General features: G+C 45.8%; 21 protein-coding genes and 1 riboswitch. Of the genes, 4 read left to right on the top strand and 17 right to left on the bottom strand.

Annotated elements, in window-relative coordinates:
• Nucleotides 1–28: 28 nt before the first annotated feature.
• Nucleotides 29–703 (bottom strand): CDP-diacylglycerol--serine O-phosphatidyltransferase, encoded by a 675-nt coding sequence (gene pssA, locus K6T23_RS10920; RefSeq protein ID WP_056536837.1) that lies wholly within the window; start codon nucleotides 701–703, stop codon nucleotides 29–31.
• A gap of 193 nt (nucleotides 704–896) precedes the next feature.
• On the opposite strand from pssA, the gene K6T23_RS10915 reads away from it, so the two are divergent.
• Nucleotides 897–1,124: a hypothetical protein gene (locus K6T23_RS10915; protein WP_053427156.1), complete on the top strand. Its 228-nt coding sequence runs from the start codon at nucleotides 897–899 to the stop codon at nucleotides 1,122–1,124.
• Between the two features lie 22 nt (nucleotides 1,125–1,146).
• On the opposite strand, the gene K6T23_RS10910 is transcribed toward K6T23_RS10915, so the two are convergent.
• The 12 genes from K6T23_RS10910 to K6T23_RS10860 all read right to left on the bottom strand — a co-directional run bounded on the left by K6T23_RS10910 (nucleotide 1,147) and on the right by K6T23_RS10860 (nucleotide 13,432).
• On the bottom strand, nucleotides 1,147–2,034 hold the full coding sequence (locus K6T23_RS10910; RefSeq protein ID WP_337946946.1) for a GNAT family N-acetyltransferase: 888 nt from the start codon (nucleotides 2,032–2,034) through the stop codon (nucleotides 1,147–1,149).
• A gap of 120 nt (nucleotides 2,035–2,154) precedes the next feature.
• Nucleotides 2,155–2,973, bottom strand: coding sequence for an undecaprenyl-diphosphate phosphatase (locus K6T23_RS10905; protein WP_238284325.1), 819 nt, complete (start codon nucleotides 2,971–2,973; stop codon nucleotides 2,155–2,157).
• A 99-nt stretch (nucleotides 2,974–3,072) separates the two neighbouring features.
• Nucleotides 3,073–3,912 (bottom strand): YitT family protein, encoded by an 840-nt coding sequence (locus tag K6T23_RS10900; RefSeq protein WP_373921207.1) that lies wholly within the window; start codon nucleotides 3,910–3,912, stop codon nucleotides 3,073–3,075.
• Between the two features lie 524 nt (nucleotides 3,913–4,436).
• Nucleotides 4,437–6,299, bottom strand: coding sequence for an LTA synthase family protein (locus tag K6T23_RS10895; protein ID WP_238284324.1), 1,863 nt, complete (start codon nucleotides 6,297–6,299; stop codon nucleotides 4,437–4,439).
• Nucleotides 6,292–7,902: a GNAT family N-acetyltransferase gene (locus K6T23_RS10890; protein WP_148985316.1), complete on the bottom strand. Its 1,611-nt coding sequence runs from the start codon at nucleotides 7,900–7,902 to the stop codon at nucleotides 6,292–6,294. The genes K6T23_RS10895 and K6T23_RS10890 overlap by 8 nt, the downstream gene beginning before the upstream one ends.
• A gap of 12 nt (nucleotides 7,903–7,914) precedes the next feature.
• Nucleotides 7,915–8,481 (bottom strand): glycerol-3-phosphate acyltransferase, encoded by a 567-nt coding sequence (locus tag K6T23_RS10885; protein ID WP_148985317.1) that lies wholly within the window; start codon nucleotides 8,479–8,481, stop codon nucleotides 7,915–7,917.
• Nucleotides 8,482–8,549: 68 nt separating this feature from the next.
• Nucleotides 8,550–9,242 (bottom strand): YwaF family protein, encoded by a 693-nt coding sequence (locus K6T23_RS10880; RefSeq protein ID WP_238284323.1) that lies wholly within the window; start codon nucleotides 9,240–9,242, stop codon nucleotides 8,550–8,552.
• Nucleotides 9,243–9,409: 167 nt separating this feature from the next.
• Nucleotides 9,410–10,393, bottom strand: coding sequence for a DUF3231 family protein (locus tag K6T23_RS10875; protein ID WP_056536843.1), 984 nt, complete (start codon nucleotides 10,391–10,393; stop codon nucleotides 9,410–9,412).
• Between the two features lie 108 nt (nucleotides 10,394–10,501).
• Nucleotides 10,502–10,804, bottom strand: coding sequence for a TIGR04104 family putative zinc finger protein (locus tag K6T23_RS22380; RefSeq protein WP_148985319.1), 303 nt, complete (start codon nucleotides 10,802–10,804; stop codon nucleotides 10,502–10,504).
• An 88-nt stretch (nucleotides 10,805–10,892) separates the two neighbouring features.
• Nucleotides 10,893–11,504, bottom strand: a complete 612-nt coding sequence (locus K6T23_RS10870; protein ID WP_056536849.1) for an alpha/beta hydrolase — start codon at nucleotides 11,502–11,504, stop codon at nucleotides 10,893–10,895.
• Between the two features lie 13 nt (nucleotides 11,505–11,517).
• Entirely contained in the window at nucleotides 11,518–12,489 is a 972-nt protein-coding gene (locus K6T23_RS10865) for a ring-cleaving dioxygenase (RefSeq protein ID WP_148985320.1), read from the bottom strand.
• 109 nt (nucleotides 12,490–12,598) lie between these two features.
• Nucleotides 12,599–13,432: an STAS domain-containing protein gene (locus tag K6T23_RS10860; protein WP_148985321.1), complete on the bottom strand. Its 834-nt coding sequence runs from the start codon at nucleotides 13,430–13,432 to the stop codon at nucleotides 12,599–12,601.
• 398 nt (nucleotides 13,433–13,830) lie between these two features.
• Between K6T23_RS10860 and K6T23_RS10855 the strand changes: the two genes are divergently transcribed.
• Nucleotides 13,831–14,049: a hypothetical protein gene (locus K6T23_RS10855; RefSeq protein ID WP_142245918.1), complete on the top strand. Its 219-nt coding sequence runs from the start codon at nucleotides 13,831–13,833 to the stop codon at nucleotides 14,047–14,049.
• A gap of 124 nt (nucleotides 14,050–14,173) precedes the next feature.
• Nucleotides 14,174–14,980, top strand: coding sequence for an STAS domain-containing protein (locus K6T23_RS10850; protein WP_238284322.1), 807 nt, complete (start codon nucleotides 14,174–14,176; stop codon nucleotides 14,978–14,980).
• Nucleotides 14,981–14,999: 19 nt separating this feature from the next.
• Here the strand turns inward: K6T23_RS10850 and metH are convergent, their stop codons facing one another.
• Genes metH through K6T23_RS10830 form a run of 4 tightly spaced genes read right to left on the bottom strand, consistent with a single transcriptional unit; the run spans nucleotide 15,000 to nucleotide 22,594 of the window.
• Nucleotides 15,000–18,446 carry a methionine synthase gene (gene metH, locus K6T23_RS10845; RefSeq protein ID WP_238284321.1) on the bottom strand — a complete coding sequence of 1,149 codons (3,447 nt, stop codon included), beginning with the start codon at nucleotides 18,444–18,446 and terminating at the stop codon, nucleotides 15,000–15,002.
• On the bottom strand, nucleotides 18,427–20,277 hold the full coding sequence (locus K6T23_RS10840; protein ID WP_238284320.1) for a bifunctional homocysteine S-methyltransferase/methylenetetrahydrofolate reductase: 1,851 nt from the start codon (nucleotides 20,275–20,277) through the stop codon (nucleotides 18,427–18,429). The genes metH and K6T23_RS10840 overlap by 20 nt, the downstream gene beginning before the upstream one ends.
• Nucleotides 20,278–20,292: 15 nt before the next feature.
• On the bottom strand, nucleotides 20,293–21,480 hold the full coding sequence (gene metC, locus K6T23_RS10835; RefSeq protein ID WP_056536870.1) for a cystathionine beta-lyase: 1,188 nt from the start codon (nucleotides 21,478–21,480) through the stop codon (nucleotides 20,293–20,295).
• Complete coding sequence (locus tag K6T23_RS10830) at nucleotides 21,473–22,594, bottom strand: methionine biosynthesis PLP-dependent protein (RefSeq protein ID WP_238284319.1); 1,122 nt, start codon at nucleotides 22,592–22,594, stop codon at nucleotides 21,473–21,475. Before K6T23_RS10830 ends, metC begins: the two co-directional genes overlap by 8 nt.
• 75 nt (nucleotides 22,595–22,669) lie before the next feature.
• Nucleotides 22,670–22,778, bottom strand: a riboswitch (SAM riboswitch).
• Between the two features lie 246 nt (nucleotides 22,779–23,024).
• Between K6T23_RS10830 and K6T23_RS10825 the strand changes: the two genes are divergently transcribed.
• Nucleotides 23,025–24,158: an alcohol dehydrogenase catalytic domain-containing protein gene (locus K6T23_RS10825; RefSeq protein WP_056536876.1), complete on the top strand. Its 1,134-nt coding sequence runs from the start codon at nucleotides 23,025–23,027 to the stop codon at nucleotides 24,156–24,158.
• Nucleotides 24,159–24,240 lie beyond the last annotated feature (82 nt).

The raw sequence follows: 24,240 nt of genomic DNA, 5'->3' as shown, positions 1-24,240 counted from the left end.
ATGATCCGGGGATCATGCTCTTTCTTCTTCATCTTTTTACAAATTTGTAGGCGAGATAGGCGATATAGAGTGGAGTCGCGATATAGATAAGGTAAGGGAATTGCTCATACGTACCTTTATAGATGACATATAGCATGGCTCCTAGAAAGATGGTTACAATCGTCCCGTACTTCGGCAGAGGAACCTCTTTTAAACTCGGGATGCGGATCCTGCTCACCATCAAGAAACACATGGCCGTGAAAATCACGGTAATGACGATATTCGGTATCATCGATCCGAACAATGTCAATATGGCCATGATTCCACCGGCAGCGGTGATCGGGACCCCGACAAAATAATGGAGAGATGCTTTTTTTGGACTGGTATTGAATCTGGCAAGGCGATATCCGCCAAACAAGGGGAACAATCCGGCAACAATGAAACCGAGCAACCCATAATGGTAAAAAGAAGTATAATACACAAGGAAAGAAGGAGCCACACCGAACGTCACGATATCCGCCAATGAGTCCAATTCTTTTCCTAGCTCACTGTCGGCGTTCAGCATCCTGGCAAGTCTTCCGTCCATACTGTCGAGCATCATGCCGATAATGATCAACACGGCGGCATTCTTAAACTGACCGCTGGCAGCAAAACCTATTGATAAAAAACCACAGTACAGATTCCCAAGGGTGAACATATTGGGTATCATTTTTTTCAATCGCATACATGTCCTCACTATTCTCTAATTTTTAGTACTAGCATATCATGAAATTAGCAGGAAAAGTTCAGGGTGACTTATAAATTATGAAACCAAGACTGCTTTTGATTCGTAGAAATACATGAAACCACTGTCTACTATACGGAGTAGTCTGGTATACTCTTGATAACGGAAGAAAAAGCCGAAAGGAGAAATGGATATGACCGGCACAATCGCAGTAATCATGGTGTTTGCCATACCGATCATTGCAATCATCTCAGATCATTTTACAAAACAAACAAAGTATAAACAAAAAATGCTTGAAGATCAGCTCAAGCTCGAACAAATGAAACATGAAAACTTTGTTCTTGAAACGGAGAAAATGAAGCTTGAGCTTCAAAAAATGGAATTGAACAGCCCGTCCTCCAAAAAGGATCAAATCATCTGATAAGCACTGTATCCTCCGGTGCTTATTTTTCTTTTATGAGGTACTCCTTTTCAAGTTTCTCATTTCTATACCTGGCCATACCTGTTTTCAGTGGGGACAGTCCTTGCTTTAAATAAAATCCTTCATTTCCTGTCGTCGCAATCAGATGAACACACGAAACGGGCGCAAGTTGGTCAAGCAAATCGTCCATTATGCGTGCTCCCAATCCCTGTTGTTGAACATCCATGTGGGTCACCACATCATAAATGGCTGCGTTGAAAACCCCGTCTGATAACGCTCTTCCCATGCCCCTTACCCGTCCGTCCACATACACCATACTGAAAACATTACTCTTTCGATAGATCTCAAGTATTACGTCCAAAGAATGCTTATTCCACCCGACGGAATGATATACTTCTTGAATTTCCATCAATCTTGATTGGTCAAAGTCCCTGGTTACTATAACTCCGGTATGGGGTGGCAAAATCATGTTGATAAACTCGTACTCTCCCCCGTTTGTTCTCTGAACAAAGCTTCCATTCAGTACAAAGCCAACATGAGAATAAAGGGATATGGCCCTTTGATTGAATGACGCCACCGAGAGGGTCAACGCATCAAACGTGTAGTGAGACTGGATAAACGAAATGGCGGACTGTAAAAATCCACGTCCTTTCCCTTTTCCTGTCCAATCCGGTTTAAGTCCAAGACCGATATCGATCATCCCATCCAGAACATCCAAGCTAAGAAATCCAATCAGCTCCCCATTTACATGCGAGGAAAAAACGTGCTCTCCCCTGGTGTGAGCATCTGTGAATTCGAGCAGGTCTTCTTCATCTTCTGTCATATCATAGAATGAATACATACCTTCGTACTTCCATGAATAAGCAATTTCCTCAGCCTCTTTCTGAGTCAACTGTTGAAATGTAATCATCATTCGTACCCCCTCATATCTATCAAACTAGTTTAAGGTAAAATAATCCAACTGTAAAGAGGATTACTGTATTCCCCTCTTTATAAAAAAAACTGCCTAGGCAGTTTTTTTGTTAAGTATTTACATGAAAAAAATCACAATGACCGCCACTAGGACCAACCTATAGATGGCGAAAGGAATAAGCTTGATACGGCTGATGACCGTTAAGAAGAATCTGATCGATAAGTAGGCAAAGATGAATGCACTAATGAATCCGGTGATGAGGAAAGGGGCAAATTCCGGCGTCATATACATCCAGTTCTTCAATAAGGAAATCCCGCTCGCTCCTGCCATGATTGGTACGGCCATGATGAACGTGAAGTCAGAAGCTGCCCTGTAGCTGAGACCGAAGAGGACTCCGGCAGAGATCGTTGAACCCGATCGTGAGAATCCAGGCCAAAGGGCGATGCACTGCATTAGGCCGACCAAGATTGCTTTTTTATAGGTCAGTTGGTCGACGGTCTCGATAACGGGAACCTTTGGGCGAAACATATCGGCGGCTATCATCAGGATTGATCCCGCTGCAAGGCCGATGAGAACCGTTTTAAGGGAAAATAAATGTTCATCGATAAAGTCGTCGAATAATAGACCGAGGACCATGGCTGGCAAAAGGCCAACGATGATGTGACTGAGCTTTAATGTATGTGTTTTTTCTTTTTTTCTTCTTAAACCGAGCATCTCGATGAATCGATCTCTGAATACAATCACAACGGCAAGGATGGATCCCAACTGCACTACGACTTTAAATGTATTAGCCGGATATTTGCCCAGTATCTCCTGTGATTTGATAATCAGGTCATCCACTACGATCAGGTGTCCAGTGGAAGAAACGGGGGCAAATTCGGTCAATCCCTCGACCATTCCAAGAATTAGAGCTTTCAACAGTGTCAACCATTCCATATGTCAGTTCTCCTCTATTACTACATAATAAGTAAGACTTATATAGTTTACGATTTAAGAGGGGCACTGGGCAATAAGAATTTTGGTCGAAGTTGTGAATTAATGAATCGCCTTCTTTTTGAATCTTCCACCCTTTACTTCTGCGATATCAGCGATGGCAAGGAACGCGGTGGGATCGTGTTCCGAAACGATATCTTTCAGTTTTGCCTCTTCAAGTCTTGTGATGACGCAGAAGATCACTTTTTTATCGTCACCTGAAAAGGCACCTTCCCCGGACAGATAGGTGACTCCCCTGCCAAGTCTTGAAAGGAGGGCATCACCGATTTTTTGATAATTATCGCTTATGATCCAAACGGATTTGGACTCATCGAGCCCTTTGATGGTGATGTCAATCATCTTGAAGGCTACAAAATACGCAAGGAGGGAATACATGGCCCGGTCCCAACTGAACACAAAGCCGGCACTGGCCAATATAAAGAGATTGATGAACATGATAATTTCACCGACTGAAAACGGTAGACGTTTTGTAAAGAGGATGGCGAGTATTTCTGTACCATCAAGGGATCCTCCATAGCGGATGACCATCCCGACACCGATTCCAAGAACGACTCCCCCGAATAAGGTAGCGAGCATTACATCGCTTGTCAGGGCGGGTACAGGATGAAGGAAGGTGGTAAATGCTGATAACACGGCAATGCCGTATAAGGTGGAGAGGGCAAACGTTTTACCGATTTGTTTGTATCCAACGAAGAAAAAGGGGATGTTCAGGATGAAGATAAATAGCCCCAACTTGAAGCCTGTAATATGGGCAAGCATAATGGATATGCCGACGATCCCTCCGTCTACGACCTGGTTTGGAACGAGGAAGATTTCCAGCCCTACAGCCATGATAATGGCACCAAGGGTAATGAAGATCCCCCGTTTGATGATTTCTTTCATTGGAATTTTTTTATGGTTTATTGGCAAATAGTCTACTGAATTTTCCATAGGACCTCCTGGTAAAGTTTAAGACTCGCTCTGTACGATGCGGGTTCTATTAATTAATCTATTCGTTGTGGCGCATGGAAATTCCTTCATTTTTCGACAAATCTCTTCCTAACCTCCCTGATCGTTAACAGAATGGCTGTATTTGATAGGTGAACGTTTCTTATTCTTGGGCATGTTCACCTTGGTAATAGGAAAGTCGACGGCTAAATACAGTGCCCGCTGTAAAAGCAGCGCTTTGCTTTCCGCGGAGAGCATGTCAAGCCTTCATTTTCCCAGGAATCAGATCCCTACCGCTCCAATCCAATCAATGCTATTCGACTTGGGTATGCAATCGTTTAACTATAAGGAGTAAAAGTCACGCTAACATGAAAACAAGATTGTGATGTTTTGCTTCGAATGAGCCACTTCCCCTATCATATGCACAAAGTCCAGTAATATAGTAAAAGCTCTCTCCACATTGGAAAGAGCTTTATACGTTATTCCGCTTTTATGAACCGCAGCAGATCACCATAGATAATATCATCAGATAGCCCAAGTTCCTTCCTTACAATTTCTTTGTAAGGATCACATTTGCTCGTGTTTTCGCTTTCTTCAGATTTCCTATTGTAGCAAACGTTGTTTTTGTAAAGGAATTTTTCAGTGATAAAATCACCATTCCTAAAGATCACCGGGTGATTTTCCACCCTGGTGAAGAGATTATGCCCGAAAGACAGATTCGACTGTGATTCGATCCCCATTAAATGAAGAATCGTCGGTCTGATATCGATTTCTCCCCCAAGCGTATCGATTGTTCGTCCTTCCTCACCCGAAACGTGGATGATGAGAGGCACCTGTTGAAGCTTCATATGATTGATGACGGTGTCCTCCATACCAAGGAGTTCGAAGGCACCCGTTTCATACTTTTCGGAGATTCCATAATGATCACCGTAAAAAACAAAGACTGTGTCATCGTAGAGTCCCTTCTTCTTGAAATCCTCAATGAGATTCTTGATCGCTTCGTCTTCATATCTTACGGTCGTCACATAGCGATTGACTACTCCTTCACTCGTATCCGCTTCTTCTATGAATTGATCCTCTTCATCAAGAAGAAACGGAAAGTGATTCGTGAGCATGAGGAACCTGGCGTAAAAAGGTTGAGGAAGATCTTCTACATAATCCATGGACTGTTGAAAGAATGGAATATCTTTGATGCCGTAATTCACGGAATTATCATCCGTTACTTCATATTCGTCTTTGGAATAGAATCGGTCATAACCCAGTGCTTCGTACATCTTGTCCCGATTCCAGAAAGTTTTATCGTTCCCGTGGAAAACAGCCGTGTAGTAATCCTCCTGTTCATCCAAAAGGTGCGATAGGGCCCTATAGGTATTTTCAGGTCGTTGCACGAAGGTAGACCCGCTGGCAAGGGGATATAATCCATTATCCACCATGAATTCTGAATCAGAGGTTTTTCCTTGGGCCGTTTGATCATAGATTTGACTGAAATAAAAGCTATCCTCGATCAACGAATTGAGAAAGGGAGTAATCTCTTTTCCATTAACCTTTTGACCGATCACGAAATTCTGGGTGGATTCCATACTGACCAGAACAAGATTTTTGCCTTTTGCAATTCCGAACAAGTCGGATTCTTCTTTGTCGGTGGAGTCGATGTAACGAATGGTTTCCTTTGTATCTGCCTTAGTGGCAAGTGTCCTTGAAAACGGCTTGCCTGCTGCGATGCCAATGTCATAAAGATGATAATTATAAGGGCCGATCGCCTTCACCATCTGCTCCCTATCATAGGATTCAGCGAACATATAGGGCGACTTCAGCAGACCGATTCCGATCGTGACAAGTAAAACGAGGACACTCCCAAGGATGTACCCTGCTTTTTGCTTCCTTTGAACATCCACCCTCATAGCCCGAGTCTTCCAGAGATAAACACCGACCACAATCAGATCCAGGAAGAAGAGGATGTCCCAGCCGCTGATCAATTCGAATGTACTGGGTCCGATGCCTCCAACGTTCTTGAACTGAAACAGGATAGGTACCGTCACATAATCGGAGTAAAATCGGTAATAAAGAAGGTCTCCATACAGAATTCCACTCGCAATGATCATGACGATAAAGATGGTGATGCGACTGATTTTTTTAGTGAAGTAAAAGCTTACTCCCAAGAGGAGGAGAATCGATGCGATCGGATTGATGAGCACAAGCAGTGCATCATGGAGATTGTCGATGTGCAGGGAAAAACCGACGAAAAGCACGATGACGGCCTTGATCCATAAAGCGAATCCCGGGATGAGAACCGGGATGAAGGTAAACTTCCAATCATTTATCGTACTCTTTCGATCACCCATGGGAAACAAACTCCCTGTGATACGTATCCATGCATGACTTGATCCGACCAAGAGCTTCGTTGATTTCAGATTCCTGATAACTTCCCATCAGGGCAAGCTGAATCCAATTCCGCTTCATGAGGTAGTCGCTTTCATAACTCAGGATCAACCCCCTCTTCCGGCATTTATCCCCAAATTCCCTTGAAGGGATTTCCGCTGGTAATGCCACCGTAACGATTCCCGGTGAATAGGTGTCTTCACCCATCACTTGGTAACCTTCGCTGATCAAATGGCGCCTCAGCTGTTCCATTCTTATTGGCCTGGAAGCTGTATCCACCCCATCCAGCGCCGTATTCAGGGCGTTCACCAGGTTGGAAGAGTGAGTAAAGGGGATGCTTGCATTCTTATCGTACTGGCCAATGTCCAGATAACGCGGGAGACGTTTGTCGGGTTCGATCGGGTCTCGGTGGAATACGATCGCAAGTCCTGGATAAGCCCCGATCCCCTTGCCGCTCACAGTGGTGGCAAGGTATGCACGGCCGAAATCCGAGGGAATGATTCCGACCGAACTGCACGCGTCGATGCACAGGTGTACACCATAACCCACCGACAGGTCAGAGAGACTCTCCACATCATAGACAAACCCTGTCGATGTTTCACAGTGTACCGTCCATATCCATTTGATTTCACTATTCTGCTTCAGAATCCCTTCCACTTCTTCAGACGAGATTGGTTGTCCCCACTCTTTCGAAATGGTGGTGTACTCCAGACCAAAGCGGTCTGCATGATCCTGAAGACGGTATCCAAATTCACCGTTCGATAAAATCAAACCTGGTCCGGGAAGGGTTGAAAGCTGGGCAGCTACCATATCATTAGACAGAGTGCCCGTACCTACCGCAACCTGTACATGGTTTGCATTTACAAGTTTCTTCAATTTCAAGCAGACTTCGTCCATGTTCTCAATGAATTCTATATTACGATGGGATACCGTCGCATCCTCGAAAGCATCCATAACCTTCTTTCTCATGGGCACAGGGCCAGGAAGAAATGACAGCTCCCTCACACGGTTCTTTCGTTCCATCATCCGGATGAATGCTTTTGTCGATGATTCAAAGCTTTCTTTAGTAAGATACATAGGCTGATAGACGGCATCCCCACTTCCAACCCGTTCACCAAAGGGAATGAATCCCATTCTCTTATAGAGTTTCAGCTGTCTCACGGTACCCGATATGAGGGCCATATCATATCCATGGTCGAGACAATGAGTTACGAGCTGATCGCAAAGGGAAAAGAAGACCCTTGTACTCCTGAATTCTTCTTTCACCGATAGAAGGCGGATTTCACAGGTGCTTGAACCCTTTGGTAAGAATCGATCTAGATCCTCGATCTTGCCGTCAAGGGAGTAAGGGCGATTGCTCCTAAGGGCGATCATGCCCACAACCTCACTGCCCCATTTGGCAATGATATATGTATTCTCGTCATGGAAACGGTCCACGAGGGCCTTCTCCTCATTGGATGTGTGCTGAGGAATTTCTTCTACGAATGTACGATAATTCAACCGGTTAATCTGCTCCATCTCTTCTTTTTCAGTTGCCACTTTATAGACGAGAGAATGGCTTTCCATTCTGATTACCTCCTACGCTTTTACATGATGTGATGGTTTCAAATGCATGAGCATTACCACTATGAATAGTCCTGCCAATGAGAGCGATATCTCTGTGGGGTCACCCTTCAAATAGGAAGTGACGGGTATGGAGGTCATGGCGATGAAGCCTGCGACCTTGTATTTCCTCAAAGCGAAATAGCCTATCCCCATCAACATGATGAAACCGGCAATGGCGAGAGGGGATAAAAATAAGGAGGCAGCCAAGTAGACGACCACCCCTTTCCCTCCGTGAAATCCCAGTTGAAAGGGGAACAAGTGACCGATTATTAAAAAGAATGACGAACCAATCAAATACATATTTCCGTCTGTCATTGCACTCACAATGAATAAGGTGGCAATTACTTTTGCGATATCCACGATCACAGCCAGGACAAATGCCTTTCTGCCTGAGACCCTTAGAGCATTGGTGGCCCCGACGTTTCCGCTTCCTTCCTGCCGAATATCAACGCCAGATCCCCGTACCGAATAGTGGGCACCCATGATCCCCCCTGCTAAGTAGGAAAGAACCACTACAGTGATTCCGATGATAAAATTCATGATTTAACGCCTTTCTTTACATAATAGTAGACGAAGAGTAAAAGAAAAAGTTTCCTATTTTAACAAATTCACCTTTTATTATAAAGAAAGAAAGGTTGGTACAAAAGCAGAAAAACAAAAAAAGAAACAAATTCCAAAGATAGGAGATACCACGGATACGGACCCAGGTAGTCGATCGGACTTAAATTGTATGGTTTATGCGCAAGGAACATATAATTGGCGCCCGTGACCCGATCGATGAAGTACACCACCACTGCGATGGCGTTGAGGGAAATAAACGCCCTTAAAACGGAAGTGAATCTGACGTGGAATCCTTCCATCCAGATCATGTAGAAGGCAGACAGAATGATTGCCGCATGGGCAATGAAGAATTGAAAGTACCTTATATGAGGAAAACCATAAAAAAGCTCGGGAGTAATCATGGCAATGAGCGCACCCGCCATGCTTGCAAAGTAGGTTACCTCAAATAGCCTGTAGCTTTTGGTCAATAGCATGATCACACAAAGGTAAATCGACAGAGAGCATAGCTGGAAAGGAAGATTCGTTTCAATTGTCCATTCCCCTTTGATGAGATACCACAATTGGAACGTCAATTCAGATAGGAATAGACTGGCGATAAGACAGATTTTAAGGACCCTTTTTCCTTTGTGTCCTATTTTGTTACGGACCAGGAATAGGAACAGGATTCCGACAAGTGTCAACAAGATCGCGGTGATATGGGAAACAGAGAATAATTTAAATGGATAGATGATTACCAGCATGACAGCTCCCCCAGATATGTATGATGTGCATCTGTCCAGCCTGATGCGAAATCTGAATGAGGCTCAATCACTCTGCGCATCAAGTAGGGTTTCAAGATGGACCGGATATATTTATAGTAGCATAAAACCCCCTTTCCACTGAAAGAGGGTTGAACCAATCATTCCGATTATTTTTTCTTTTGCGGCGGCTCTTCCATCCATCCTCTTCTTACGAATAGATCCAATCCAGTAGACCCAAACTTTAATATCTCGGTCACGAACATGGCGAATTGTACTCCGAGGTCCTTTCTTGTGGACATGGTAATGGCGTGACACATCGTACTTAGTCCCACTGCATTCGAGCTTGTAATGAAGAACACAAGAAGCTTATCGGAAAATGGTGATTCAGTGGAATTCGTTACTTCCATTGTTACCGGATACGTCGGGAATGCATCATCTTCCATAATGATCTTGTTGAACGCGGTGATCTGTTTTTCACTGAGCTTCTTCCCTTTTTTCAAATAGTCACTTACTTCCCGGTCCTTTACGACCTGCAGGAAACCCTTTAATAGGACAAGGCCGATGCAGTTACGCTCAATGATGAAAAACAGTTCGCTCAATTCGAGTACATTTAACGGCCGGTTTTCACCAAGAATCTGACCGATCAAGGAAGGGTTCTCTTTTACAAACCCAACACGATCCGGATAGGGGATCTTCGGAGGACGGTCATACACACCTTTTTCAAGCATAAGATTCAACGATGACTTATAGAGCTTCACACTTTTTGCCAACGAATTCTCAAAAAAGGACAGCACATCGGCTCGAGCCACGGTCTCTAGCAAGGAAGTGAAATGTTCGTTGGTCACTTGCCCTCCTCTGTACACAAAGCTCAATACGAAGATATCGGTGAAGAGAGGCGGGACAGTCAGATCTACATCACCAGATGAAAATCCCTTAGGCACAGGAAACCCTTCACATTCGAATATGGTCTTTAACTCCTGGATCCACCCTGTATTGGCCTCTGCGTGTTGAACGAGAATATCCCTTATGGCGTCATCCTCCATATGTATGAGGAAATGCTGGTAAAAGCAATCCATCGCCGTACATTTCATATATGTGGTCCAAAGGGCAGCAATCTCAGCCGTTGTGAGTTGAATATCTTTGATGCTCATGGGGAGTGCTCCTTTATCCTTTTTCTATAGTGTTATCTTTTTCCCTACATGTATTCGTATCAGTTACTTCAAATAAAAAAGGCGCTTCTCGTAAGAAGCACCTTGTTGCTATCGTTTAGTTGTGGGAACCTCGTAACGTACAAAGGTCGGAAGTGTGAAAGTGATACAGAAAACCACGACCAGTGCGACTCCGAATGTGGCTGGTTTTGACCAACCATTGGCGGGAGCCAAATAAAAAATGACCACCAGCGCCAGGAGCAGAACCATAAAGGAAACGATGAATTTCGAAGTGAAGTTGATAGTATGTTTGGTGTTGCAATGACTGCATGTAATCGGTTGATAGGATTGCCAAATGGAAAATAAAACATCTTTCCAACGGAATGACCGACCGCATTTTTCACATTTTTGCATATCTATTGAAGCCTCCTACAATGATACCCTCTTCTTAGATTGTACCACTACAATAGGCCGGGGGATAGATGGAATCCCGACTGTACTCCTATTTAACGAAATGGTCATGGAACCAACGGGATGCCTCTTCCACTTCATCTCTCCTAAGCTCATGACCGCCATTTGTCCAGTAGTCGGTTACATCTGCACCTGATTCCCTCAAGTTCCGGACCAGCTCTTCCGTTTCCGGCTTAGGGATGATCGGATCCACTGTGCCTGCGCCGATGAAGACTGGTAGTTTTTCAAGTGCGGGAATTGCTACTCCTCTTCTCGGTACCATGGCATGAAAAAGGATCGCGCCCGCAAGAGAATCTTCATGATGATAGATCATGCTTCCTGCGATGTTCGCTCCGTTCGAATATCCGATAGCGACCACCTGATTCCGATCGAACCCATACTCTTCCGCGCTATGATCAATAAAGTCTTTCAATTCCTTTGTCCTGAAAACGAGATCCTTTTCGTCAAAAACCCCCTCTGCGAGCCGTGCGAAGAATCTTGGCATCCCGTTTTCACTGACATTCCCCTTCACGCTGAGAACAGATGCGCCGGGGTCAATCATATCAGCGAGAGGCAATAAGTCCCGCTCGTCCCCTCCTGTTCCATGCAATAGCAGAAGTGTCGGTGCATTTTCTTTCGTCCCTTTTTGATAAATATGTTTCATGGTCTCATCCTCCTTAGGATAAAGGTTTTAATGACTGTTCAATCTCATTGCGTCTTGGTTCAAGATGCGGGGGAAGTGCCAGTGATTCCCCCAGCGATTCAAGTCCTTCGTCTTGGTCAAATCCCGGTCCGTCCGTCGCCAGTTCAAATAAGATCCCATTTGGATCACGGAAGTAAAGGGACTTGAAGTAGTACCTGTCAACGAATCCCGAGTTCGCATATCCAGACTTGTCGATGCGTTCCACCCATTTACGTAGTTCCGCTTCATCTTCCACCCTCAGTGCCAGATGGTGAACGCTGCCTCGCCCCGGTCTTTCACCTGGGAGGTCCTTACGTTCTTCCAGGAAAATTTCACTACCCGTTCCCCCTTCCCCTGTTTCGAATACCCTTATATCCTCTTGACCATCCACCGTGGAAGGAAATGACCTTGTTTCCCTATATCCAAGGATTTCGGTTAACACCCGGGCTGTCCGTTCACTCCTCGATACCGTCAGCTGGACCGGCCCGAGACCGGTGATGCCAAAGCGAGCAGGCACTGACGCCTTTTCCCATGGGATTCCTCCAGAGACACCCGTATTTTCTTCATCCGAAACGAGCATCAATCTCTGACCTTCGGGATCCCGAAAGGAAATCGACGCACGCCCGGTAAAGACTGAAATGCTTTCATGATCAACCCCAAGCTGTCTAAATCGATCTTCCCAATAAGCCAGCGCTTGATCATCCTTTACCCTAAGGGAGGTCATAGATATACTATTCGTGCCGTAATGGGTCCTGGCCGCAGGAGGTATTTCAAAAAAAGTAAAATCCGTACCGGGGTTCCCACGTTCATCTGCATAAAAAAGATGATACACCGATGGATCATCCTGATTTACTGTTTTCTTGACTAACCTCATGCCGAGAACACCAGTATAAAAATCCAGGTTTTTGCGCGCGTTCGCTGTGATGGCTGACACATGGTGATGTCCTTTGATTGCTTTTACCTCCATGTTGTCCCCTCCTTTTAGTAAAAGTATAACCGAAAATTATCTTTAATTCAAGATATCAGAAGTCAAAATAAAGAGAAAGCAGAATTGCTTTCTCTAATTTCAACCATTTTCAGAGCCTGTTTAGCGCTTGGGAAAGGGTGGAGGTGATGGTGAGATTATCAAATTTCAATCCCAACTGAACGGCTGTCTGGGCGATTTCAGGCCGGAGTCCGGACAGAATGGGTTTGACACCTATGAGCTGAAGAGCGTCCATGAGATTGAACAGCTGATGCGCCACCATCGTGTCGATCAGTACCACTCCCGATAAATCGATAAATAGTTGAGAGACACCCTTCTCGACGCATTGTTCAAGGGCACTTTCAAGAATATACTCAGCTCTCGTGGGTTCGATATTGCCCACAAGTGGAAGCAGGGCAGTCTGATCATTCAGCTTGATCACAGGAGAACTCAGCTCATTTATGACTTCCTGCTGAGCCTGGAGCTGTTTATTCACTACGGCCGTCTGCATTTCTACGAAGCGGACCATTGCGTGATCGAACGATTGAACCAACAGTTTCCACCATTCATTAAAAACATCAAATCCGTCTTCTTCAGAGGACCACCTATCTTTGAATTCTTGTAAAAAGCCGAGGTATTGCTCCCTTACCCTGACAAACTCTTTTAGGATATGATGATTCGGCGTGTCGATGTGTTCTTTGTCTTTTGCAATCGATAGAATCCATTCATCCAGATCGTGTTCGAACTCAAGTCGCTCTTTAATAAAAATACTGCAAAGAATTCCATGGAATTCGAAATTTTGATTTTTAAGATTTTCGATTACTTGCGGATTCGATGAGGAATACACCCCGGATGTATTGCTTTTATCAAGTGAATTATACCAGTCGTCCGTTAACTGTTTTGCCCTCTCGATTAAAAATTCGTAAAAATCCTGATTGCTTGGCATGGTGCTCCTCCTTTAAGGCAGCTCTTCCTGAAACCTTTTGCAGCGACCGGGGGATCTCCCTAATCGTGTATGTATGAACTATATAAGCATTGCGGCTTTTATCCTCTACCCTGCAGGTTCATTAAACTAACCGGTTTGATGATATTAGTATATCTGAAGTCTTTCACATTTTACCAGCATCAAACTCTTTAATACTAGCCTGACATTGAACTTTCGACAAATTTTTTTTAAAACCGAGAGAATTTGAAAATACTTCTCTACAATTCCAATTATAAAGTATATAATAGAGATAATAGATTGAATATTTAAACGAATCCCTGTATGGTGTTTGATGATACCTTTCCTTCCTGCATCGGGGTAGATCTCCATCCTGAAGACGGCCAATCCAATGAAGGGGGATGAAACAATTGAAAGAGAAGCTGTCGAGACACTATATCGAATTATTGGCCATCCAAAGCGCCTGCCGATTTTGTAAGTCGCTGGAATTAGCACCCACCCTTGAAAACCTCGCGATGATCAGCGGTTTTTCAGAAGAAAAAATTTTGATCATCATGGAATCATCGTATCAATCACCTGATTTTCTAAGACTTCCCAAAAAGAATCTGACATCCCACTGACCCCTATTTACCTTCACGAAAGACTATATTCCCTATTTAAAAATTACAATTATATTGTGTTTATTTATTCCCCCGACGGGTATAGATAACGAGAGATCGAACTCTATACGAAAGCGAGAGACATATGGACACAAACCTCATCCATCAACACCTCACCCTTGAATTGTGCGATCAGATCGCCGAGGAGTGGGCAAAAGGTTCACCTCAAAGCGACAAACTGAAGGAGGGACTGATCGAGTTCATCCTTCTTCTTCGTTCCACGCCTTTGCCGTCCGATGAGAAAATTATTGCTTGGGCTGAAAAAGCAGTCGATGAAAGACTGGGTCTCTTAAGGCCACACCGTTTGGAAATTCACGAGCTGAATAGGTTCAAGCGCAACTTTGTTGATAAGGTAAAGGAAACCCTACCTGATGCATTCGTAGCAGACCCTGTCTTCCTGGAATGGTTGATAGGGGTCAACCGAATATTCGACAAAGTGGCCGATGTGTTCCTCGGCACTTTTGAAATCCATTCCGACCGGATTTTGTCGGGTCAACAGGATTTGATCAGTGAGTTGAGCAGCCCGATCATTGAAGTAGCTCCAAAAGTCGGCATCCTCCCTTTGATCGGGGACATTGACACTCACCGGGCTAAAGCAATCCTCACCCATTCTCTCGAGGACAGTTTAAAAAAAGAGCTGGACCTTCTATTCATCGACTTATCAGGCGTAGCAATCGTTGACACAATGGTGGCTCAACAGCTTTTCCGGATCATTTCCGCACTCAACCTCATCGGTGTGGACATCGTTTTATCAGGAATCAGGCCGGAAGTCGCTCAAACAGCTGTTCAAATGGGCATTGATTTTTCATCGTTGGAAGTGAAGCCGACCATCGCCATCGCGCTTCAGGAAATGGGTTTTACATTTGTACATAAAACAACGGAAATCCTTTAAAGGATTTCCGTTGTTTTTTCTATAGGACATTAAAATATCGCGCTTCCGGATGGGCGAATACCATGGCAGTGACGGATGCTTCGGGTTCCATCATGCATCCATCGGTGAGGTGGATGCCGATGCGCTCGGGCTGGATCAGTTTGAAAAGCTTGCTCTGATCTTCCAGATCGGGACAAGCGGGATAACCAAAAGAAAATCTTTGTCCCTGATACTTTGTCCTGAATCGATCTTGCATGCTCATATCGACTGGGTCGGGGAACCCCCATCTGCTTCTCATCATTTCATGAACTCTCTCCGCCAAACCTTCAGCGGTTTCCAGTGCTAACGCTTGGAGGGCGTGGCTTTCGAGGAATCTTCCTTCCTCCTTTAGTTTTTTGGCCCACTTCCGGATTCCATATCCTGCTGTGACGGCAAAGAAGCCTACGTAGTCCATCTCTCCACTTTCAACCGGCCTCAAGTAATCTGAAAGGCAAAGATGCTGATTCCCTTTTTGTCTAGGGAAATGGAATGTTTCGATGACCTTCTGATGATCTTCGGGATCATAAATCAGAACGTCCTCCCCTGATGCCTGTGCCGGGAAGAACCGATAGAGAGCAGACGCTTGGATCAGTCCGTCCTCTTTCGCTTTTAAAAATAAATCATCAACCATTTTCTTAAGTCCAACCGTCCGCTCGTCTCCTTCAGCCAGAAGTCTTGTAATTTTCCCTTTAATTCCGAGGTGGTGGCCGAGAAGCATCTGCTCATTGATATATGGACGGATATGATCGAGTGAAAATTCCCGGATAATATGATCGTTATAGTCTGACGGGATGAAGACCTCGACGTCGGTTGATACCTCCGAACGGACCTTTATCGCGAGACCCCCGCCTTCCTCCTCTTTTATGGCAACCGGTTCAGTATGTGCAGCGAGGTCCAGTGACCGTTTTTGTTCCAGCTCTTTTCTTTTATCCACATCTTGAATACCATTCATGATGCTGAGACCATCCATGGCATCCTTGGCATATAACACCAGGCCGGCATATTCTTTGGCAATTTTCGTAGAGGTGAATTTGCGGGTAAGAGCGGCCCCTCCGACGACGATGGGAACATCGATTCCAGTTTGCATCATATCATGGGCAGTAATGACCATCTGCTGAGCTGATTTCACAAGGAGTCCCGATAAACCGACGATGTCGGGTTTTTCTTTTTTTATGACCTCAATGAGCTCCTGAGGCGCCACTTTGATCCCGAGGTCATGCACCTCATACCCGTTGTTACTGAGGATGATGTCAACAAGATTCTTACCAATATCATGTACATCCCCTTTCACAGTGGCAAGGATGACCTTTCCTTTAGAAGATGAAGATTCGCTTTGCTCCATGTGGGGTTCAAGGAAGGCTACAGATGCTTTCATCACTTCTGCACTCTGCAGGACTTCTGCAACTATGAGTTGATTGTCGTTGAAGAGCCTTCCCACTTCACTCATGCCTGCCATCAAAGGGCCATTTATGATGGATAGGGGCGAGTCATATGTTTGTAGTGCTTCTTCCAGATCCGGCAAAAGTCCTTCTTTTGTGCCCTCCACTACATAGTGTCCAAGCCTCTCTTCAAGGGTCATGGTATTGACGGGGACCTTCGATTCTTTCTTCTTACCTCGGTAGAAGGCAGTGAATTCTGCAAGGTTGGCATCGGTCGTATCAAAAAGCAACCGTTCCGCCATCTTCACCTCTTCTTCGGGAATGGATGCAAATCGTTCGAGTTTTTCCGTATTGACGATGGCGTAGTCCAGTCCTGCCTTCGTACAATGATAAAGATAAACAGCATTCAGGACTTCCCTCCCCACAGGCGGGAGCCCGAAGGACACATTGCTTACACCGAGAATATGGGGGCACTCAGGGAGCACTTCTTTGATCCTCCTGATCCCTTCGATCGTGGCTGAAGCAGAACCGATATACTGTTCGTCCCCTGTACCTACAGGGAATACGAGGGGATCGAATATAATATCTTCTGAACGGATACCGTATTTACCGGTCAAAAGCTTGTGTGAGCGCTGTGCAATCTCCACCTTGCGCTCTGCACTGACGGCCATGCCTTCCTCATCAATCGTTCCCACCACTATGGCTGCTCCGTATTTTTTCACAAGTCCAGCCACCTTTTCAAAACGCTCTTCCCCATCCTCAAGATTGACTGAATTGATGATCACCTTCCCTTGTATGAACCGGAGGGCGCCCTCTATCACTTCTTCATCCGTTGAATCGATAACGAGGGGAACCTTCACTTTTTTAACAGCTTCCTGGATGAAAATGTTCATATCTTCAGCTTCATCACGGTCAGGGTCGGCAAGACAAATATCGATTACCTGCGCCCCATTCTTCACCTGTGCACGGGCGACTTCCGATGCTTCTTCGATCTTCCCTTCTGAAATCAACCTTTTGAATTTTCTTGACCCGATAACATTGGTTCTTTCCCCTACCAAGATGGGGCGATTATCGGGATCGTCGTAGATAAATGGCTCGATGCCAGATACCGCGTGGGGATGGATCTCTTCCGGTAGTCGCGGTGGCAGATCCTTCACTGCTTCACGAATGGCACGGATGTGTTCTGGTGTCGTACCGCAACAACCTCCCACAAGATTCAACCAGCCTTTTTCTGCAAATCCTCTCATCTTGACGCTTAAAGATGCAGGAGTTTCGTTGTAATGGCCTTCTTCATCAGGAAGCCCTGCGTTTGGGTAGCAGCTCACATACGAGGATGAAAGTCCCGAGAGCGTCCTCAGGTGATCGGTCATGAATTCTGGTCCCGTTGCGCAATTCAAACCCACTACAAGGGGATTCAAATGCTCTAGTGATAAATAGAACGCTTCGATATTCTGACCCGCAAGCGTCGTGCCCATAGGCTCGATGGTACCGGAAAGAAGGATCGGGATTTCTCTACCTGCAGTGGAAAAGGCCTGTCTGATCCCTAAGTTTGCCGCCTTGACGTTCAGGGCGTCCTGACTCGTTTCGAGGAGAAGGACATCCACTCCACCAGCAAGTAGGCCTTCTGCCTGAACTTTGTAATCATCGGCCAGTTCATCGAATGTGATCCCGCCCGTGACAGATAACGTTTTCGTGGTCGGCCCCATCGCTCCGGCAACGAATCTTGGCCAATCTGGCGTGCTGAATGCGTCTACTGCCTTCCTTGCAAGTTCTGCAGCCACACGGTTGATCTCATACGCCTTATGTCCGATTCCGTATTCTTCCAAAACGACAGGGGTCCCTCCGAATGTATTGGTCTCTACAATATCCGCACCTGCACGCAAGTATTCAGAATGAATATGGGTGATGACGTCTGGTGCCGTCAATACCAGATGTTCATTACATCCGTCAAGATCTTCCCCACCGAAATCACCCGGAGAGAGATTCGCTTGCTGAAGCATCGTGCCCATCGCTCCGTCAAGAATCATGATATTCTTCTTGAGCTGTTGTTCAAACAATGTTGTGGTCATATGGTACTTCCCTCTTTTCCTTTTCAATCAAATTGGCATGCCTGATCAACTCAATGCTCATATCATAGCGCATGAACGGAGTGATGATGTACAAACCGTTGAACAGTTCCATTGCCGTTTCCACTAATTCCTTCGCAATTTCCATGCCCACCGCCCTGGATTGTAGCGGATCCCCCTCTGCTTCTTTCATCAATTTCCGTGCTTCATCCGGCACCTTGATCCCCGGGACCTCATGATGAAGGAATTCGGCATTGCGCGAACTGATTAATGGCATGATTCCGATGAATAATGGCGCTTGTAAATGACTGGTCGCTTCTGCAATTTGTACGAGGTGTTCACAACTGAAAACCGGTTGTGAAATGAAATAGTCCGCTCCGGCGTGCTGTTTTTTCTCGAGACGCTTTACGGAAGCATCCAAATGCCTGAAGTTAGGATTGAAGGCTGCACCGACAGAAAAATTCGTCCGTTGTCTCAGCGATTTACCAGAAAAAGATAATCCGTCATTATTTTGCTTGATGAGCTCGATCAGTTCGATCGAGGAAAGATCGTATACCGAGGCAGCACCTGGAAAATCACCAATCTTTGCGGGATCGCCCGTTATCGCCAGAATATTATGAATACCAAGGGTATGCAGGCCCATTAAGTGGGATTGCAGGCCGATGAGATTACGGTCACGGCAAGTGATATGCACAAGGGGATCAAGGCCAAATTTTTGTTGGACAAGGGTTCCCATTGCATCATTGCTGACCCTGGGGGAAGCAAGTGGATTATCCGCAAGGGTTATCGCATCGATTCCCTCTTCTTTTAACGCTTTTGCTCCTTGGAAGAACAATCCGGTGTCGAGATGCTTCGGGGGATCCAGTTCAACAATGAGCGTTTTTTTCTCCTTTACCTTTCTATGGAGGAGGTTTTTTTGAATATGGGGATCTTTGAGCTTAATCAGCTCTTGCGTTATCACCTTTTTTTCTTTTATCGGTTCTCTTGATATCAACCGTTCCTTTACGGCTTTTATATGGGCGGGTGTCGTTCCGCAACAGCCCCCGATGATTCTGGCACCCTGGAGGCGCAATTCATTGCTTATGTCTCCAAAGTAGTCAGGCTCTGCCGCATAGTAAAAACGACCTTCCTCATAGTTTGGAAGACTTGCGTTCGGATAGACCGACAAAAAGGACGACTTGGGCAAAGGAACTCCCTCCAGGGACTTTACCATATGGAAAGGACCCATCCGGCAGTTGATTCCGACAATATCGGCACCGAGGAGTTCCAATTCCCCAAGGGCGTCCTTTATATCCATCCCGTTTTGCAATACTCCGGTTTCATGCATGGATACCTGTGCGATGACCGGCAGATTGGTTTCTTTCTTCACGATTTGCAAAACAGTTTTGAGCTCTTCAAAGTCGTAATAGGTTTCGAGGAGGATCCCATCAACCCCTTCAAGGAGCAAGCAGTATAGTTGTTCTCTAAAGCCCCTTTTCACTTCTTCAATGCTGATATGCTGATTGATGGCCCGGATCCCCCCGATGGTCCCGAGGATATACGTTCCTTGCCCGGCTGCCTTTTTCGCCAGTCGTACGGCTGCTTCATTGATCTCTTTCACCTGATCTTGAAGACCGTATCTGGAAAGTTTCGCATAATTCGCACCATACGTATTGGTCTGGATAATATCGGCGCCTGCATCTATATATTGCTTATGCACATTGATGATTTCTTCAGGATGGGAAAGATTCAATTCTTCAAAACATCGGTCCACCCCATACGAGTATAGGAGGGTTCCGACCGCACCATCCGCAATCAGTATGTTTTCAGATAGTGCATCCAATAAAGCTCTCATTTTGTTCCATCCCTCCTATAAGTTAATGATCTTTGACGGTTTGTTTGATGCAATGGCATCCAGACCTTTGGAAAGATCCCCAATCAGTTCATCGACATTTTCCAGCCCTACCGAAAGTCTGAGAAGACCATCGGTGATCCCTCTTCTTTCCCTTTCTTCACGAGGCATGGAAGCATGCGACATCCTTGAAGGATAGGATAAAATCGACTCCACTGCCCCCAGGCTCACAGCAAATACCGGAATATGGATATGGTCGATGAGCTGCTTTACTTCATCTGCTCCCTTGAGCCGGAAGGAAAGCACCGCTCCGGGCCCTTCGGCCTGCCTTACTTGGATTTCATGACCCTGGTGATACGTGAGGCCCGGATAATATACATGCTCCACTTCACCCCTTTTCTCAAGGAATCTGGCAATCTTAAAGGCTGATTCGGACGACTCTTTCAATCTCACATGAAGAGTCTTCATCCCGCGAAGCAACAGCCAGCAGTCCTGGACACCAAGGACTGCCCCAAAGGAATTCTGCAAAAATGCGAGCTTTTTGGCAATCTCTTCATCTCCTGTGACGGCGAGTCCGGCCAAGACATCACTGTGGCCGGCAAGGAACTTTGTGGCACTGTGAAGGACCACATCCACTCCGAGACTGAGCGGTCTTTGGAGGAGGGGCGTCATGAATGTATTATCAAGGAACGTCATACACCCATGGGCTTTAGCAAGCTTGACGACCCCTTCAATATCGGTGATATTGAGCAGCGGATTGGAGGGGGTCTCCATATAGATCACCTTAGTATTCGGGCGAATGGCGCAGGCGACTTCGTGAAGATCTTTCATGTCGACGAATGAGTACTCGATCCCGAATTTGGTCAATACTTCCGTGATCATCCTATACGTGCCTCCGTACACCTCTTCAGATACCAGGACATGGTCTCCGCCTGATAACAAAAGGAAGCTAGTAGAAATGGCTGCCATACCCGATGAAAAAGCAAACCCTCTTACACCGCCCTCAAGTTCCGCGATGGCTTCTTCGACTTTCTCACGAGTGGGATTACCCGAACGGCTGTAATCATAGTTTCCATACTGATCAAAATCCGATTGGTGGAATGTGGTCGCATGATGAATCGGCGTACTGACGGCGCCGGTCTCTTTATCCACTCCATTACTGTGGATGAGGGATGTCTGGATGCTGAACTCCTTTTTATCACTCATATAAAAACACCTCTTTCTCCAGATTCGTCAAAACTTGCTCAAGGTCTTGAATCAGATCGTCTGCATTTTCGATTCCCACTGAAAATCGTAGTAGCCGGTTGCATATTCCGAGAGCGATCCGTTCTTCTTCGGGAATATCCGCGTGCGTCTGGGTAGCCGGGTATGTGATGAAACTCTCCACTCCCCCAAGACTTTCAGCGAATGTAATCAACTCCAGGCGCTCCAGGAACGGCCCGACCCACTCCTCTTTCCTCAGACGGAACGAAAGCATTCCGCCTTTCCCTGTATACAGGACATCAGTGATGGACGGGTGACTTTCAAGATACGAAGCAATTTGTTTCGCATTTGATTCGTGCTGTTTCATCCTCAAGCCAAGCGTCTTCATTCCTCTTATCAAGAGCCAACAGTCCAATGGTGCAAGAGTGGCACCGATAGAATTCTGAACCGTATAGATTCGGTCGGCCAGAGATTCTGAGTCGACCACCACTACACCGGCGAGGACATCGTTATGACCTCCAAGATACTTCGTTGCACTATGGACGACGATATGAGCACCCTCTTCAATCGGCCTCTGAATGACCGGGGTATAAAAGGTATTGTCCACAATGAGCAGGACATCATGTTTCCTTGCCACCCTGCTGATTTCCCGGATCGGTGCTTCATTCATCAGGGGATTCGTCGGAGTCTCTACGAATATCCCCTTCGTGGATGGCGTGACAGATGCTTCCACTTCTTCGATGCATGCTGTATCCACAAAGCGGAATTTCATCCCATACTGTGCTTCGTATTGCTTAAACAGCCTGTAGCTCCCCCCATAAAGATCTTTGGAAACGACCAGTTCGTCCCCGCTTTGAAATAGCGATAGAACGGCGTGGACCGCAGCCATGCCGGATGAGAAGGCATATGCTTTCTGTCCCCCTTCCAGTTGCGCAAGGATTTCTTCCAATGCACTTCTCGTTGGATTCCCCGTACGGGAATAATCGAAGCCCGTCGACTGCCCGATGCCCTTATGTTCATACGCTGTCGATAAGTGGATGGGGAGACTGACAGCACCTGTTCCTGCATCCTTTCTGTTCCCCGCCTGCACCAGTAATGTTTCAATATGTCGGCTCATCGTGACCTCTCCTTTAATCCTATTTACATCAAAAAACCTTCTTATACGAATAAGAAGGTTTGAATGGTTAAGTCCCTCTTATCGCCCAAGCCTGTATCAGCTTGCTGGAATTAGCACCATACCTTGTTCATGGCTGGTTGCTGAGGTGTCATCGGGCCAGTCCCTCTACCTCTCTTGATAAGAATTGCGTATATGATTGTTTAATGGCTTTCCCATAATTTATACCAGTAAAGGGAAAATGTCAATGCGAATTGACGAATTTTAACCAAAACTCAGACTTCTTTCATGGTCATAGATGCATTTTTCACCGCATTCACTTTTTTATGAAGAAAAGGTGGATGACGATGAAATGCAGTTCTTAGGTTTACCTCACCCCTATTACGTCTAAACAACTACAATAATCATACAAAATATGAATGGAGTGACATCGATGAAAGCAGTAACGTTCCAAGGCAAAGAAAACATGTCGGTGAAGGAAGTAGAGGCTCCTGATATCCAGGAAAGCACAGATATGATCGTAAGAATCACGGCAAGCGGAATTTGCGGATCGGACCTGCACTTATATAAGGCAGGAATCGAACCACCACGGGATTATGTGGTCGGTCACGAACCGATGGGAATCGTCGAGGAAGTGGGAGCAGACGTCAAGACATTGAAAAAAGGAGACCGTGTCGTGATCCCTTTCAATATCGGCTGCGGAGAATGCTTCTTCTGTCAGAACCAGATGGAAAGTCAATGTGATGAATCGAACCCCCATGGTGAAGTCGGCGGGCTTTTTGGTTTTACCGAAATGAACGGGAATTACCCTGGTGGACAAGCCGAATACCTGAGGGTCCCTTACGCAGATTTCACCTCGTTCAAAGTCCCCGAAGAAAGTGAACTTTCTGATGAGAGTGTGCTTTTCCTTTCAGATGTCATTCCTACTGCTTATTGGAGCGTTGAGAACAGCGGTGTGAAGGCTGGTGATACCGTCATCATCCTCGGCAGTGGTCCAATCGGACTCATGGCTCAAAAATTCGCCAAGTTAAAAGGGGCAAAAAGAGTCATTGCCGTTGATCAGGTAAGGCATCGCCTTGATCATGCCAAGAAAACGAATGGAGCAGAAATCTATGACTTTTCGGGAAATCCGGACATCGGACAGTTGTTGCACGAAGATACGAATGGAGGAGCAGACGTCGTGATCGACTGCGTCGGGATGGACGGGACTGTTGCTTCCGGTGAATCATTCGGATCTGATTTTGACAATCAGTTCGGCACGATCCGTCCTATCATCACTGCTTCTCAGGCGGTACGCAAGTTCGGTACTGTTCAGTTGACGGGCGTCTATGCGACTGAGGCAAATGGTTTTCCGATCGGTGACTTCTTCAGCAGGAACGTTTCCCTGAAAATGGGACAGGCTCCAGTGATTCATCTGATGCCAAAACTCTACAGCATGATTGAAGACGGAGCTTTTGACCCGACTGATATCATCACCCACTCGCTTCCTCTGGAACAGGCAAGCGAAGGGTATAAAATTTTCGACGAGAAATCCGATGGTAACATCAAAGTGATTCTGAAGCCGTAAAGAAGCTCACCCATTAAATCGACCAAGCCCGGACTTCCTGGTAATAAGGATGTCCGGGCTTTTGATTTAAGCTAAAGGGATG

Source organism: Rossellomorea marisflavi (assembly GCF_022170785.1).
Classification (GTDB): domain Bacteria; phylum Bacillota; class Bacilli; order Bacillales; family Bacillaceae_B; genus Rossellomorea; species Rossellomorea marisflavi_B.
The sequence above is the reverse complement of the archived record's forward strand: the minus strand, read 5'-3'. Positions and strand labels throughout refer to the sequence as shown.

What these genes read in the sequence shown, in the direction of transcription:
- K6T23_RS10905 (WP_238284325.1), bottom strand. Translation starts at nt 2,973, where the DNA reads ATGGAATGGTTGACACTGTTGAAAGCTCTAATTCTTGGAATGGTCGAG.
- K6T23_RS10855 (WP_142245918.1), top strand. Translation starts at nt 13,831, where the DNA reads ATGAAACAATTGAAAGAGAAGCTGTCGAGACACTATATCGAATTATTG.
- K6T23_RS10910 (WP_337946946.1), bottom strand. Translation starts at nt 2,034, where the DNA reads ATGATTACATTTCAACAGTTGACTCAGAAAGAGGCTGAGGAAATTGCT.
- K6T23_RS10880 (WP_238284323.1), bottom strand. Translation starts at nt 9,242, where the DNA reads ATGCTGGTAATCATCTATCCATTTAAATTATTCTCTGTTTCCCATATC.
- K6T23_RS10825 (WP_056536876.1), top strand. Translation starts at nt 23,025, where the DNA reads ATGAAAGCAGTAACGTTCCAAGGCAAAGAAAACATGTCGGTGAAGGAA.
- K6T23_RS10875 (WP_056536843.1), bottom strand. Translation starts at nt 10,393, where the DNA reads ATGAGCATCAAAGATATTCAACTCACAACGGCTGAGATTGCTGCCCTT.
- K6T23_RS10850 (WP_238284322.1), top strand. Translation starts at nt 14,174, where the DNA reads ATGGACACAAACCTCATCCATCAACACCTCACCCTTGAATTGTGCGAT.
- K6T23_RS22380 (WP_148985319.1), bottom strand. Translation starts at nt 10,804, where the DNA reads ATGCAAAAATGTGAAAAATGCGGTCGGTCATTCCGTTGGAAAGATGTT.
- K6T23_RS10900 (WP_373921207.1), bottom strand. Translation starts at nt 3,912, where the DNA reads ATGAAAGAAATCATCAAACGGGGGATCTTCATTACCCTTGGTGCCATT.
- K6T23_RS10865 (WP_148985320.1), bottom strand. Translation starts at nt 12,489, where the DNA reads ATGGAGGTAAAAGCAATCAAAGGACATCACCATGTGTCAGCCATCACA.
- metC (WP_056536870.1), bottom strand. Translation starts at nt 21,480, where the DNA reads ATGAGTGATAAAAAGGAGTTCAGCATCCAGACATCCCTCATCCACAGT.
- K6T23_RS10895 (WP_238284324.1), bottom strand. Translation starts at nt 6,299, where the DNA reads ATGGGTGATCGAAAGAGTACGATAAATGATTGGAAGTTTACCTTCATC.
- K6T23_RS10915 (WP_053427156.1), top strand. Translation starts at nt 897, where the DNA reads ATGACCGGCACAATCGCAGTAATCATGGTGTTTGCCATACCGATCATT.
- K6T23_RS10885 (WP_148985317.1), bottom strand. Translation starts at nt 8,481, where the DNA reads ATGAATTTTATCATCGGAATCACTGTAGTGGTTCTTTCCTACTTAGCA.
- K6T23_RS10860 (WP_148985321.1), bottom strand. Translation starts at nt 13,432, where the DNA reads ATGCCAAGCAATCAGGATTTTTACGAATTTTTAATCGAGAGGGCAAAA.
- K6T23_RS10830 (WP_238284319.1), bottom strand. Translation starts at nt 22,594, where the DNA reads ATGAGCCGACATATTGAAACATTACTGGTGCAGGCGGGGAACAGAAAG.
- metH (WP_238284321.1), bottom strand. Translation starts at nt 18,446, where the DNA reads ATGACCACAACATTGTTTGAACAACAGCTCAAGAAGAATATCATGATT.
- K6T23_RS10870 (WP_056536849.1), bottom strand. Translation starts at nt 11,504, where the DNA reads ATGAAACATATTTATCAAAAAGGGACGAAAGAAAATGCACCGACACTT.
- K6T23_RS10890 (WP_148985316.1), bottom strand. Translation starts at nt 7,902, where the DNA reads ATGGAAAGCCATTCTCTCGTCTATAAAGTGGCAACTGAAAAAGAAGAG.
- K6T23_RS10840 (WP_238284320.1), bottom strand. Translation starts at nt 20,277, where the DNA reads ATGAGAGCTTTATTGGATGCACTATCTGAAAACATACTGATTGCGGAT.
- pssA (WP_056536837.1), bottom strand. Translation starts at nt 703, where the DNA reads ATGCGATTGAAAAAAATGATACCCAATATGTTCACCCTTGGGAATCTG.